This window comes from Collinsella sp. HCP28S3_E12 (assembly GCF_052065595.1).
GTDB lineage: Bacteria > Actinomycetota > Coriobacteriia > Coriobacteriales > Coriobacteriaceae > Collinsella.
The window spans coordinates 1-13,181 of sequence record NZ_JBQHTS010000030.1; the positions used below are offsets into that span (position 1 = coordinate 1).

Below are 13,181 nucleotides of genomic sequence, written 5' to 3' on the forward strand. Positions count from 1 at the left end.
GGCACGCCCGGTCCCGTTCCGAACCCGGAAGCTAAGCCCCATCGCGCCGAGAGTACTGCGGGGCCAGCCCGTGGGAGGCCAGGGCGCCGCTGACCGGTGGACGGCACCGAGCCGTCATCCAGACTGAAGAAGGGGAGGCCTCGCGGCCTCCCCCTTTTTCGTTTCTCAGGCAATTTGTCTCACATAGTAGCTGTGTTTTATAACCCTCGTTTGTCGCATCTTCTTTGAACGGGCTACAATATCGTAGTCTGTGTAGCATGGAGGTGAACATGGCTGAAGCTGGTATCGGCGTTGATATCGTCGAGATTTCCCGAATGAAATCAATTCTTGAGAAGACTCCGTCGTTTGCCCGGCGCGTGTTTACCGATGAAGAGCGTGCGTATTGCGATGCGTCGTCTCGCCCTGCCGCTCATTATGCCAGCCGCTTTGCCTCTCGCGAAGCGGTACTTAAGGCACTTGGAACGGGGTTTAGTCAGGGCGTTGGACGTAAGGACGTTTCCGTAACACGCGATAGGCTCGGCAAGCCAAAGGCTCTGCTTTCTGGTCGCGCTCTCGAAATCGCCCAGGATTTGGGTGTTGTCGAGGTTGCTCTTTCTATTACCCTTACGGGTGACTTGGCTGTCGCTAATGCCATTGCGATCACCGAGGATGCTCGACCTAAGCCTAAGGAAGAAAAAATGAGCACCAAGGAGCGCGTTGCCCAGACATTTAAAGAGGCTCGTTCTGTATTGGATGAGCTTGAACAGCTGCAACAATCTGCTTTGTCGGAGCATTTGATCGATGATCCGCAAGATACGCAAGGAGCATAGATGAAACCGGTTTTGAGTACCGAGGAAGTCGTTCGCCTCGAGGATATCATCGAGCGCGAGGGCACCTCGAAGGCCGAGCTCATGGAGTTGGCAGGTGAATTTGCCGCCAACGAAATTTTAAAGCTCAACCCTGATCGCGTTCTTGTGCTGGTCGGCTTTGGCAACAATGGCGGTGACGGTTGGGTCGCTGCGGATATCCTGACCCATAAGGGCGTTGATGTTGATATCGTTTCTCCAGTTGAGCCGGATGAGATTCCTGCTGCCCTTGCTCGTCACGTTGCCCGTCGCACCGCCGGTCGCGACGTTCATGTGTGCGTTGGGCCTTCGCGAGACGAGCTAGAGGTTCTCATTAACAAAGCGGATGTCGTGGTCGATGCTATTTTTGGTACCGGTTTTCACGGCAACCTTCGTGCGCCGTTTTCTATTTGGATTCCTACGGTTAACGAGTGCGCCGATTACGTTGTTTCTATCGATGTTCCCTCGGGCCTGAATGCCGAGACGGGCGTTGTGGATGACGACTGCATCCGTGCCGAGCGTACCGTGACGATGATTGCCCCTAAGATCGGCCTCTACAGCGCTGACGGTCCGGAGTATGCTGGCGACCTGGTGTGTGGCGGTCTGTACGACCGCCTCGACGAAGTCATCGATGATGTCGATCATGCTGCCGAGATCGTTGAGCCCGGTGATCTGGTGGACTACTTTGCCCCGCTGCCCACGAATATCGATAAGTATTCGCGCGGCTCTGCGCTCATCGTTGCCGGGTCGGCACAATATCCTGGTGCCGCCATCATGGCCGCAAAGTCTGCCGCTCGTGCTGGTGCCGGTTATGTGGCCGTTGCGACGCCCGATGCGTGCGCCAACCTTATTCGTATGGCGCTCCCGTCGATTCCCGTTTTCGCCATTCCGTCTGATTCCCGTGGATCTTTTGGTGCTGCTGCGCGTATGACAGTGTGCGAGATTGCTAAGAAGTACAGCTGCGTTGTGTGTGGGCCTGGCATGACGACGTCTGCCGGATCGATGCAAGTCGTTTCGGGCCTGCTTGAGCTCGATGTGCCGCTTATCCTAGATGCAGATGCGCTCAACTGCCTTGCCAAGATTGCAATCGACGGCATCGACAGTAATCCCGAGATGTACCGTCGCGAGCAGCCGCTCGTTATGACGCCGCATTATCGCGAGCTTTCGCGTCTCGTTGCCGGCGACGAGGTCAATGATCTTGGCACTGCTATTGCCGCTGCTCAAAAGATTGTCTGGGCTGCCGGTTCCGATAATCTCGTTGTTATCGCTAAGGGTCCGACGACGGCCATTTGCGGCGTCGAGCGCGTGCTGCTGCCGCTTTCGGGCCCAGCGTCGTTGGCGACCGCTGGCTCGGGTGATGTCCTCGCAGGTATCCTTGCAGGAACGCTTGCGACCATGCGTGACGAGATGGACCGTTGGGAGCTGCTGTACTCGTATGCCGTCGCACTCCACAGCTATGCCGGCTTTGCTGCGGCGACGGAGTATGGCGAGAAGAGCGTTATCGCGACCGATCTTATCGACTTGATCGGTCCCGCCATGGAATTGGCGGCAAAGGATGCGCTCGATGATCTGGGAATCATGGACGAAGGGTCGGATGACTAATCATGAATAAAGCCGATTTGACGCGTTGGTCCTGGGTCGAGATCGACCGCGGGGCGCTCCGCCGCAATACGAGGGCCTATAAGAACTTGCTAGATCCGCGTCAGCGCCTGTGCTGCGTGGTTAAAGCCGATGCTTATGGTCATGGAGCCGTCGAGTGCGCCAAGATCATGTATTCGGCCGGTGCCGACATGTTTGCCGTGGCGACGGTCAGCGAGGGTATTGAGTTGCGCCAGGGCGGAATCACCAAACCCATCCTGATTCTAAGCGAGCCTCCCATCGAGGCTATTCCTTCATTGCTCGAGTTCGATATCATGCCCTCGGTCTATACGTCCGATTTTGCTCTTGCGTATGGTGAATGTGCCGTCGCGGCGGGCAAGGTGGGCAAGTATCATCTTGCCATCGAGACGGGTATGAACCGCATCGGCGTTCACTACACGCAGGTGCTCGACTTTGTCCGCGGTATTAATTTCCATCGCGGTATTCAGTGCGACGGCGTATTTACGCACTTTGCCACGGCCGACGAACCATCGGGTTGGGACTACAAGCTGCAGTGCCAGCGCTTTACCGAGGCCGTTCAGGCCATTAAGGATGCGGGTTTTGAGTGCGGCATCGTGCACTGTGCCAACACGCCGTCCTCGATGCTCGACCCCTCGATGCATTTTGATATGATTCGCGCTGGCGTTGGCTTGTATGGCATGCAGCCGTGCGAGCTGAGCGGCCGCGTGATGCAGCTTGATCCCGTTATGAGCGTTCATGCGCGCGTGACGCGCGTGGCGCATCCTGCGATGGGCGAGGGCGTAGGCTACGGTTTTACCTACCGCGTACCGCGCACACGCGTTCAGATCTGCACGCTGCCGATCGGATATGCCGACGGCCTTTCGCGCACGCTTTCCAATCGTATGGACGTGCTGTATCGCGGTGAGCGCGTGCGTCAGGTCGGAAATATCTGCATGGATCAGTTTATGGTTGCCATTCAGTCCAACCCGGCTCACGAGATTCCCGAGGCCGAACATGGCGACGAGATGATAATTATCGGTCGCGATGGCGATGCCGAGATTACCATGGATGAGATGGCGCGCCTGCGCGGCACGATCAACTACGAGGTCGCCTGCGGCTTTGGCATGCGTCTCGACAAGGTCTACGTGTAGGAGCCGCTATGGGCGTTATGCACATCCCCGGCCATAGCCATCAGGCGCCGCGCGAAGTTGCACTCGAGGAGATCGAGGCCGTCCTGGGCGATTGCCGCCTTTGCCAGCTTTACCAATCGCGCCACAATATCGTGTTTGGGGTGGGAAACCCCCGCGCTCGCGTGATGTTTATTGGTGAAGCGCCGGGCCGTAACGAGGATTTACAGGGCGAGCCCTTTGTGGGGGCGGCGGGTGAAGACCTCAACGGCATTCTGTCCCTGGCGGGCCTTAAGCGTGAAGATGTCTATATCGCCAATGTGCTTAAATGTCGCCCGCCGGGAAACCGCAATCCGCGTCCCGAGGAAGTGCTTGCTTGCTCACCGTTTTTGCGCGAGCAGATTCGAAGCATTTGGCCCGATATCATCGTGACGCTCGGCAATCCCGCAACGCACTTTGTGCTCAAGACCGAGATTGGCATTACCAAGCTGCGCGGCAGGTTCCATCAGATGGGGCACTTTGTGGTGATGCCGACGTTTCATCCCGCGGCGGCGCTGCGCAATCCGGCGTGGCAGGAGTTGCTGGAGGAAGACTTTAAGATGCTGGGCGACTATCTGGTGCGACACCCCGCGCCAGAGGGCGCCTCGGAATAATAAGGAGCGTATATGTCCCTGGAGCGCCTGGGGCTAGGTACCTACAAAACGGCTCGTACTGCCGATACGGAGCATTTTGGCGAGTTGGTCGCACCGTGTCTAGAAAATGGCGATGTGCTGATACTGACCGGCGGCTTGGGCGTGGGAAAGACCCACTTTACCAAGGGCGTTTCGCGCGGCTTGGGCGATGAGCATATGGTCACGAGTCCTACGTTCGCGCTCATGGCCGTTCACGACCAGGGGCGTATTCCGCTGTTCCATTTTGATCTGTACCGCTTGGAGCATGCCTACGAGCTCGAGGATACGGGCATTTTTGACGTGCTCGGCTATGAGGGCGCTTGCTTGTTGGAATGGGGCGAGCAGTTTCAGGACGAGCTGACGGATGAGTATCTCTCGGTGACGCTTAGGCGCGATGAGGACGATAGCGACGTGCGAACGATCGCGCTCGAGGCGCACGGCGAGCGCGCGATGGAGCTTTTCGATTTGATTGATAAGGCTGTACAAGATGAGCTTGCATAACGACAACGCGCTGGTAGTGGCGCTCGATACATCGACCGACATGCTTGCCTGCGCGGCAAGCTGGATTGATGAGCAGACGGGCGAGGCGAAGCTGGTGAGCGGGGACCATCTGTGTCGTCGCCATGCCAACGTGGAACTTGTGAATACCGTCGATGACGTGTTGGCGCAGGCCGGGCTGAATCGCGGCGATGTCGGCTGTTATGTGGTTGGACGCGGCCCGGGTTCGTTTACGGGCGTTCGCATTGGCATCTCGACCGCCAAGGGTCTGGCGCGCGGTGCTAACGTGCCGTTGCTGGGCGTGTCGACACTTGACGCTTGCGCCTGGACGGCGTGGAAGGCTGGCGTGCGCGGCAAGCTTGGTGTTCTTGCCGACGCCATGCGTGGTGAGGTGTATCCGGCTCTGTACGTGCTGGGGGACGAAGGTCCCGAGCGTCTGTTTGAGCGCGAACACGTGGTCAAAGCCGCCGTGGCGCTTGATGAGTGGCGCCAGGCCGCGGACTGGAGCCAGGTTAAGCTGACTGGTGACGGTCTCGTACGTTATGGCAAGCTGCTGAGTGAGGACGAGACTGCGCGCTGCGTGGAGCGAGACCTGTGGTGGCCCTCGGGCGAGGGCCTTCTGATGGCGCACGCCGCGGGCGACGGTAATCCGGCTCGCGTTTTGCCGATCTACACGCGTCTTTCGGATGCCGAGGAAAATGAGCGTAAGCGCCTTGGGCTTGCCGAGAGCGCCCAGAGCGAGATTACGGGTGTTGCCGACGAGCTCGCCGGCCGCCATCTGCAGTTCCGTCCCATGGGCGCGGCGGATGCCGAGGGCGCGAGCGCATTGGAGGCCGCCTGCTTTGAAGGCGCCGGACACGAGGCGTGGACGCCGGGCATGTTCCTGTCCGAGCTGGGCGAGGGCGTTGCCGCGCCGCGTAGCTGGTGGGTGGCGCACGACGACGGTCAGCTGCTGGGACTTGCCGGCGGCATGGTCGTCGACGGTGACGTTCAGATTATGGACGTCGCGGTTGATCCTGCTCATCGTCGCGAGGGCATTGCCCGCAAGCTGCTGTCGCACGTGAGCTATGACGCCCAGATGCTCGGCTGCACCACTGCTTCGCTTGAGGTTGAGGACGGCAACGAGGGTGCGATTGCGCTCTATAGCGCCTTGGGCTTTACCGAGGCGGGTCGTCGCCGTGGCTACTACGGCGTCGGCAAGGATGCCATCGTCATGACGGCGTCGCTGCCCCTGGTGCTTCCTCTCGACAATGCCTCGCCCGAGCCAACGGCTGCCGAGCAGCGCGTCTGGCCGCTGCCTGAGCCCGAGCGCACCGCCGAGGAGCGTGCCGAAATCGAGCGCCGTCGCCTAGTTCTTGCCATCGAGAGCTCTTGCGACGAGACGGCTGTTGCGATTATCGATGCGGACGGCAATATGCTGGCCAACCAGGTGTCGACGCAGATTGATTTTCATGCTCGCTTTGGCGGCGTGGTGCCCGAGATCGCCTCGCGCAAGCATGTCGAGGTGATTGTGAGTGTCGTAGATGCGGCGCTTGAAGATGCCGCGGTATCGCTTGGCCTTGAGGGTGGAGCGATTGCGCCAAGTGAGCTTGCCGCCGTGGGTGTGACGCAAGGCCCAGGCCTGGTGGGTGCCCTGGTGGTGGGCGTCGCCTTTGCCAAGGGCTTTGCGTATGCTGCCGGTAAACCGCTCGTGTGCGTCAATCATCTGGAGGGTCACCTGTTCGCCAACCTGCTGGCGCAGCCCGACCTTAAGCCGCCGTTTATCTTTACGCTTGTCTCGGGTGGGCACACCATGCTCGTGCACGTAAAGGCATGGGGCGACTACGAGGTGCTTGGCGAGACGCTGGACGACGCCGTGGGCGAAGCCTTCGACAAGGTTGCCAAGGCGCTGGGCCTGGGCTATCCCGGCGGTCCCATCATCTCCAAGCTCGCCGAGACGGGCAATCCCCGCGCGATCGATTTTCCCCGTGCGCTTAACAGCAGGGGAGACTACCGCTTCTCGCTTTCGGGCCTCAAGACGGCGGTGACGCTCTATATTGAGCAGGAGACCAAGGCTGGGCGCACGATTCACCTGCCCGACCTGGCGGCTTCGTTTGAGGCGGCGGTCTTTGACGTGCAGTACAAGAAGGCCAAAAACGCCCTGCACGCCACCGGGTGCAAGGAGTATTGCATCGGCGGCGGCGTCTCGGCCAACCCGCATCTGCGCGAGATGATGATTAAGAAACTCGGGCGTCAGGGGATTCGCGTAACGGTGCCGCCTCTCTCGGCCTGTACTGACAACGCCGCCATGATTGCGGAGGTCGCTCGCCGCAAATTCGACCGAGGTGAAATCTCGCCGTTCGACGTCGACGCCGATCCAAACATGACGCTGTAGTCGTATGGGTGCGGTCTCCGACGCTGCCCGGGCGCCAGCGGCCGCATATGAACTTTCCTGCTCTACAGTCCTGCTCACGACGGAGGCCACATTAAGTGGCCTCCTGTTCGTGCGGAACTCGCGATAAAGTTCATATGCGGCCGCTGGCGCCCGGGCAGCGTCGGGAACCTTTCTGTATCTATGCAGCTACTGAGCTGGATCGGCGTCGACAACGTCCGGCAAGGTTAACAGGTCAGCGTCAAATTTCCGGCGTGCTTTAGCTGAAAGAAACCTACCTGATAATCGACTCAATATCTCGGCTTTTATATAGCAGTCGGCGGACTTCCATGACGTCGTCGATGACGACATAAAAAACCATGTAGTTGCCAACGTAGAAGCGGTAATACGGGTGCAACCGTCTTCTTGTCGAAGGGTATGTTGGTGACATGGTTGGATTCTTGAGATGCTCGAGTATGCCTGCTTCAACATTGTCGACAAGCCTATTTGCTGCAGCGGGGTTATTGAGATCAAAGGCGATATATGACGCTGCTTGGCTGAGGTCCTCCCAAAATAGGGGAAGATAGCGGAGCTTATAGTGCCTGTTCATCGAGACCGCCGTCGAGCATTTTTCTGACAGAGCCAAAGACATCGTCGTGTGTATAGCGAAGTTGCATGCTGGCAGCCTGACGATCAGCGGCATCAAGTGCGCTCTCGATTGTATTGCTCAGCGACTTGTACTGCTCAAAGCTCATGACGACCATAGAGCCCCGCCCGTTTTTAGTTAGAAAAACCGGACCCTCCTGTTCGACTTCGCGTTCAACATCCGGGTAGTGATTTCTAAGATCTGAGACCGGCCTAATATTCACAGCTACCTCCTGAGCTATCAGGATATTATCGTAATTATGATAACAGAGTTGAGATTTGGGATGGGAACTCCTCGGGGGCGGGGCGGGCGCCTGCCGCCATATATGAACTTTATCGCGAGTTCCGCACGAACAGGAGGCCACTTAATGTGGCCTCCGTCGTGAGCAGGACTGCCCGAGCAGGAAAGTTCATATATGGCGGCAGGCGCCCGCCCCGCCCCCGAGGAGCATCTCTCAAGCAAAAACTGTCGTGGGGTAAAGTCCGAGGTCAGTGACGTTTTATACCGAGAAATTCAAATAAAGTTGAAAATTCATTACATATTTGCGTTGACTTTAGGCAACTAAAGTTTCATACTCCTTTTCATCCACTGGGGGATGTGAACACGCACGGATCGTTCGCATCATGATTGAAGAGGATTTCTTAGACATGTTCACGCATCAGCTAAACATTATCAGCGTAGTAATTATCTGATGCGGATTAGCACATACAGCTAGCCCGTACGATAACGGGCGGCTGATGAAGATGAGGGCCGTCGAGCGCAACCGACGGCCCTCATTTTTTATGTCTAGGAAGTTCTTTTTAGAGGAGGAAATGTAATGAACGGAGTTTTGCTCATGGTTGTGGCCGCGGCGGTGCTCGCCTGCGGCTATCTGGGCTACGGCCGCTGGCTGGCTAACAAGTGGGGCGTTGATAAAGAGGCCCTCACGCCTGCCAAGCGCATGAAGGACGGCAAGAGCTTCTCGCCCGTCTCAGCCTTCACCGCGTTCTCGCATCAGTTCAGCTCGATCTGCGGTGCTGGCCCTGTTACGGGTACGATCGTCGCCATGGCCTTCGGCTGGCTGCCCGTCGTGCTCTGGGTCCTCGTCGGCGGCATCTTCTTTGGCGCCGTTCACGACTTTGGCGCCCTGTACGCTTCGATGAAGAACAACGGCAAGTCCTTGGCTCAGCTCATCGAGAAGTACATCGGCAAGACCGGCCGTCGCCTGTTCCTGCTGTTCTGCTGGCTGTTCTGCATCATCGTCATCGCCGCTTTTACCGACATGGTCTGCAAGACGTTCATGTTCACCCCGGTCGTTGACGCCTCTGGCGCTGCCACCGGTGCCATCGACTTCACCAAGTCCTATGCCGCTGGCTGCGCTGGCACCATCTCCAGCCTGTTCACCTTCGTCGCCATGGCCTTTGGTTGGGCTCAGAAGAAGTTCAACCTCACCGGCGCTGCCGAGTTCGTCACCGGCGTGGTGCTCATGGTCCTCATGTTCGCCGTCGGTATGCAGTTCCCGGTTTACCTGGACAAGTTCCAGTGGTTCGCCGTCGTCATGGTCTACCTGGTCTTTGCCGGTGCCATGCCCATCCAGATGCTCAAGACCCCTCGCGACTACCTCACTTCCATCATGATGATCGTCATGATTGTCTGTGCCGTCCTCGGCATCGTCGTCCTGGGCGTTAACGGCCAGGCCACCATCACCGCTCCGGTTTTCACCGGCTTTAGCAATGCCTCGGGCATGATGTTCCCGGTCCTGTTTGTCTCCGTTGCCTGCGGCGCTCTCTCCGGTTTCCACAGCCTCGTTTCTTCGGGCACCTCTTCCAAGCAGGTCGAGAAGGAGCAGGACGCCGTCAAGGTCGGTTTTGGCGCCATGATCGTCGAGTCCTTCGTCGGCATCCTCGCCATCATCGTCGCCGGCATCATGTTCTCCGACATGAACACTGCCGGTACCGGCGCCCTCAACGCCGGCGTCGCTTCCACCCCGTTCCAGATCTTCGCTGCTGGCATTTCTCGCGGTATGCAGGCCTTCGGCGTTGACGGGACGCTCGCTACCGTCTTTATGACCATGAACGTCTCCGCTCTGGCCCTGACTTCGCTCGACGCCGTCGCCCGCATCGCCCGCACCTCGTTCTCCGAGTTCTTTGCCCAGACCAACGACGCCCTGGCCATCGAGTCCAAGGCCGGTTACATGAAGGTCCTCGGCAACCCCTGGTTCGCCACGGTTGTCACCCTGCTCCCCGGCCTCGCCCTCGCCTTTGGCGGCTATGCCAACATCTGGCCGCTTTTTGGTGCTTCCAACCAGCTGCTCGGCGGCATGACCATGATCACCCTTGCCGTGTTCTGCAAGTGCACCGGTCGCAAGGGCTGGATGCTCTACGTGCCCGTCGCCTTCCTGCTCTGCTGCACCTTTACCTCGCTGGTCCAGAGCGCTATGGGCTGCATGACCGCCGTCCAGGCCTACGGCTTCTTCGGTACCATCCCGGCTACCGCCACCACGGCCGCCGTCTCCGTCGCCGCCACCAAGGGCCTGCAGCTCGTCTTTGCCGTCCTGCTGATGGTCCTGGGCCTCATCGTTGCCGTCAACTGCCTCAAGGAGTTCTTCGGCAAGGAGGCCGGTTCCATGCCCGACGAGGAGCCCGAGTGGTCCGAGATGGGCAAGGCCGAGTATGGTCGCGCTGCTGCTGCCGAGGCTCCCGCAGGCGCCGAGGCCGCCAAGGCCTAATCGACCTAAGGGATTGAACGTCACATCTATATGACTCGGAAAGGCCGGGTCCGCAACTGCGCGGGCTCGGCCTTTTTCCATGCAAAAGCTAGTGTGCCCGGGTGTTCTCGCAGATGTTTTGCGTGGATAGGGGCGTGCGTTGTACCATATAGACATATATGTGTGCATATGAAAGGGGCCCCGTGGCCAAGACGGTATATTCCGATAACCAAAACAACGTCGATGCCCTGGCTGAGCGTCTGAGCAGCCAGACGTCGCTTTCTGCCGAGCGTGCCAAGCTGGTTGCCTACGACCTGCTCTGCCGCAAGGCGCTCAAGATCAAGTCGAGCGCGCTGGCACAGATTTTCCGTTCCGTCGATAAGGAATGTGACACCAAGGCGATGCGCGATGAACTTATCGCGGCAAAGATCGTTACCAAGATCGAGGGCAGCGGCGTTAACGGGCGCCCAGCGTTCTATACCATTAATGCCGAGATTCGCGATGTCCAGGAGCAGCCTGCCGAGGCTGCCGAAGAGGCCGTCGAGGACGTTGTCGAGGCGCCTGTTGCGGTGGAAACGGCTCCGCGCGAGAACGTCGACACCGATGAGCTGCTTGACGAGAGCGTCGTTCGCGCCTTTACGGCCAAGGCGGGCCGCGGCGGTTTTGGCGGGGGCGGCAAGCGCGATGCGCAGCGCCGTGCCCAGCAGGAGCGCTTCCGTCGCGCTGTGGCTCAAAAGGATGCGACGGATGTCGAGCCCGTCGAGGATGAGGCTGTTACCGAGCCGCAGTGCGCCGCTGAGGTCCAGGAGCCCAAGCGTCGCCGCGGTGCTCACTTTAAGACCGAGCAGGGAGGTGTTGTGTGCGACGTTCAGGAGTCCGTCGAGGCTGCTGGTGCACCCGAGGAGCCCGTCAAGAAGGCTCCGGGTTCATGCCGTCCCGGACGCGGCTTTATGGGTCGTGCGTATCCCGCAAGGCGTCAAGAAAAGACCGACCAGGCTCCCGCTGCACCAGCGGAGAAGGCTGAGAAGGCTGCCGAGCCGATGGTCCGTGAGCAGAAGCCTGTTGAGCCGCGGCCTGCGGGCGATGTCGAGCCCCGAGGCCAGCAGTCTGCGGGCGAGAAAGCGGGGGAGAGCGCTTCGAGCAAGCCTCGCCGTCGTCGTCATCGTGGCGGCCGTGGCTCAAATGCCGAATCCGTGGCCGAGCAGGCAGCGGGGCAAAACAAGGATGCGAAGACTGAGATCCCGGCGGAGCAGTCCAAGCGCCAGCCAGTAAAGGGGGGCAAGCCTGAGCGTTCGCAAAAGGGTTCGTCCGCGCCAAAGCAAGAGCGCAATACTCGGACAGATTCCAAGTGCAAATCCCAGACGCAGCCCAAACCGATTGCAAACGATGCGGCCTCCCAGCAGCCTGAGCCGCCCGCTCATGGCGAGGTTTCGGCGTTTGCTCTGGCCCGTGTCCTGGGCAGGCAGCTGCTCAAGGTCGTTCCCACACCTGCTGCACTCTCCAAGATTAAGGAGCAACAGACTCAAATCGTTAAGGTTGAGGGCAAGGACGGCAAAAAGGTTTCGCAGCGCACTCAGCACAACGAGATGTCCAACCGCAAGATTGCCGAGGAGATTGCGACCATCCAGGCTTGGATTGAGCAGAATCGCGGCGCCGACACGCCGGTCGCTTCGCGTCGCCAGCGCGCCTACCAGATTTTTAACGATGAGAAGGCCTTTGACGGTAAACACGGCGAGCGCCTGATGAGGCGTATGACCGAAAAGGGCATCAGCATGCAGGCGATTAAGGTCGCCCCCAACCGCCCCGTGCACTTTACGGGCTTCTTTACGCTGGGCGCCGACAAGCCGTTCATTATGGTCGAGAACCTGGACACCTATGACGAGATCGTCAAGCTCCTGCGCGGCCGCAAGCACGCTAAGCTTTTTGGCACCAAGGTGGGTGGCGTGATCTTTGGCGGTGGCTGCAAGGCGAGCGTCTCGCACGCACTGGATGATTATCTGGCCGAGATCGGCTATCGCTATAACTATGTCTACTACGTGGGCGACATCGATCGAGAGGGTGCGCGCATCGTCGAGCAGGCCCGCAATGCCAATGTGGTTGAGATTCGCTTGCATGCCGGCATGTATCGTGCCATGCTCGCCGAGCACAAGCGTCGCGTGAAAGCTGGCGGCGAGTGCGAGCCTGCGGCTGCCAATCAGGGTGTGCCGCAGAATTTGGCGGCGACGATCAAGGATCTGCCTATGGTCACGCGCGTGCAGTTCCGCAATGTGCTGCGCGAGGGAGGTCGCATTCCGCAGGAGATTCTGATGACCGCCGACTATCGGGATGGCGACTCGGGAAGCTTCGACCGCATGCTGAACAATTAGGGGCGCGTGGCCCCGGCAGGCCGGGCATTAAGTTTGCTGCTCTACAGTCCTGCGCAAGACGAAGGCCACATTAAGTGGCCTTCTTTGCGTGCGGAACTCGCGACAAACTTAATGCCCGGCCCGCCGGGGCCACGCGCCATTTTGTAGATGACGGCTCGTTTTTCGGAACGGGGCTGATATTTCTTGATGTAAGGCGCTCTTGGTCCTTTCGGGCTTGGGGCGTCTGTCTTTTGAGGGTGGATGAGCCGGCACTTGGGGACGTCCCCAAGTGCCGGTTGAGATACGGAGAGCCCGTTGTTGATATGGGACGGAGGGATTCCGCGTCCGCCTTCCGGCGGCCGCGCCCCGCTGCGTCGCTCCGCTCCTTGCGTGCTGCGCTGGAAAACGCTTCGCGTTTCCTCAGCTCCGCACCCT

10 protein-coding genes and 1 rRNA gene are annotated in these 13,181 nt (G+C 59.3%); 9 read left to right on the forward strand and 2 right to left on the reverse strand.

The genetic code is table 11. From position 1 onward, the window contains the following. From rrf to tsaD, 7 genes are all read left to right on the forward strand, one after another. Nucleotides 1-95, forward strand: a 5S ribosomal RNA gene (gene rrf, locus ACTNBY_RS09010); the annotation flags it as partial. A 174-nt stretch (nucleotides 96-269) separates the two neighbouring features. Next, entirely contained in the window at nucleotides 270-809 is a 540-nt protein-coding gene (gene acpS / locus ACTNBY_RS09015; protein ID WP_427728961.1) for a holo-ACP synthase, read from the forward strand. Next, nucleotides 810-2,426 carry an NAD(P)H-hydrate dehydratase gene (locus tag ACTNBY_RS09020; protein ID WP_441064224.1) on the forward strand — a complete coding sequence of 539 codons (1,617 nt, stop codon included), beginning with the start codon at nucleotides 810-812 and terminating at the stop codon, nucleotides 2,424-2,426. Nucleotides 2,427-2,428: 2 nt separating this feature from the next. Then, complete coding sequence (gene alr, locus ACTNBY_RS09025) at nucleotides 2,429-3,574, forward strand: alanine racemase (protein WP_154515162.1); 1,146 nt, start codon at nucleotides 2,429-2,431, stop codon at nucleotides 3,572-3,574. Nucleotides 3,575-3,582: 8 nt separating this feature from the next. Beyond that, nucleotides 3,583-4,203: a uracil-DNA glycosylase gene (locus ACTNBY_RS09030; protein WP_154515160.1), complete on the forward strand. Its 621-nt coding sequence runs from the start codon at nucleotides 3,583-3,585 to the stop codon at nucleotides 4,201-4,203. Nucleotides 4,204-4,215: 12 nt separating this feature from the next. Further along, on the forward strand, nucleotides 4,216-4,722 hold the full coding sequence (tsaE, locus tag ACTNBY_RS09035) for a tRNA (adenosine(37)-N6)-threonylcarbamoyltransferase complex ATPase subunit type 1 TsaE (RefSeq protein ID WP_441064225.1): 507 nt from the start codon (nucleotides 4,216-4,218) through the stop codon (nucleotides 4,720-4,722). Continuing rightward, the gene (gene tsaD, locus ACTNBY_RS09040; RefSeq protein ID WP_427728954.1) at nucleotides 4,709-7,093 is read left to right on the forward strand and encodes a tRNA (adenosine(37)-N6)-threonylcarbamoyltransferase complex transferase subunit TsaD; all 2,385 of its coding nucleotides are present in this window, start codon (nucleotides 4,709-4,711) and stop codon (nucleotides 7,091-7,093) included. The genes tsaE and tsaD overlap by 14 nt, the downstream gene beginning before the upstream one ends. Nucleotides 7,094-7,364: 271 nt before the next feature. Here the strand turns inward: tsaD and ACTNBY_RS09045 are convergent, their stop codons facing one another. Together ACTNBY_RS09045 and ACTNBY_RS09050 are read right to left on the reverse strand one after the other, a co-directional pair. Continuing rightward, the gene (locus tag ACTNBY_RS09045; protein ID WP_370513640.1) at nucleotides 7,365-7,772 is read right to left on the reverse strand and encodes a type II toxin-antitoxin system RelE/ParE family toxin; all 408 of its coding nucleotides are present in this window, start codon (nucleotides 7,770-7,772) and stop codon (nucleotides 7,365-7,367) included. Next, nucleotides 7,663-8,079 (reverse strand): type II toxin-antitoxin system Phd/YefM family antitoxin, encoded by a 417-nt coding sequence (locus ACTNBY_RS09050; RefSeq protein ID WP_427748363.1) that lies wholly within the window; start codon nucleotides 8,077-8,079, stop codon nucleotides 7,663-7,665. Before ACTNBY_RS09050 ends, ACTNBY_RS09045 begins: the two co-directional genes overlap by 110 nt. 453 nt (nucleotides 8,080-8,532) lie before the next feature. Here ACTNBY_RS09050 and ACTNBY_RS09055 point away from each other — a divergent pair, with 453 nt between their 5' ends. Both ACTNBY_RS09055 and ACTNBY_RS09060 read left to right on the forward strand, forming a co-directional pair. Continuing rightward, on the forward strand, nucleotides 8,533-10,422 hold the full coding sequence (locus ACTNBY_RS09055; RefSeq protein ID WP_441064228.1) for a carbon starvation CstA family protein: 1,890 nt from the start codon (nucleotides 8,533-8,535) through the stop codon (nucleotides 10,420-10,422). Between the two features lie 182 nt (nucleotides 10,423-10,604). Then, on the forward strand, nucleotides 10,605-12,767 hold the full coding sequence (locus ACTNBY_RS09060; protein ID WP_441064229.1) for a hypothetical protein: 2,163 nt from the start codon (nucleotides 10,605-10,607) through the stop codon (nucleotides 12,765-12,767). Nucleotides 12,768-13,181: the final 414 nt, after the last annotated feature.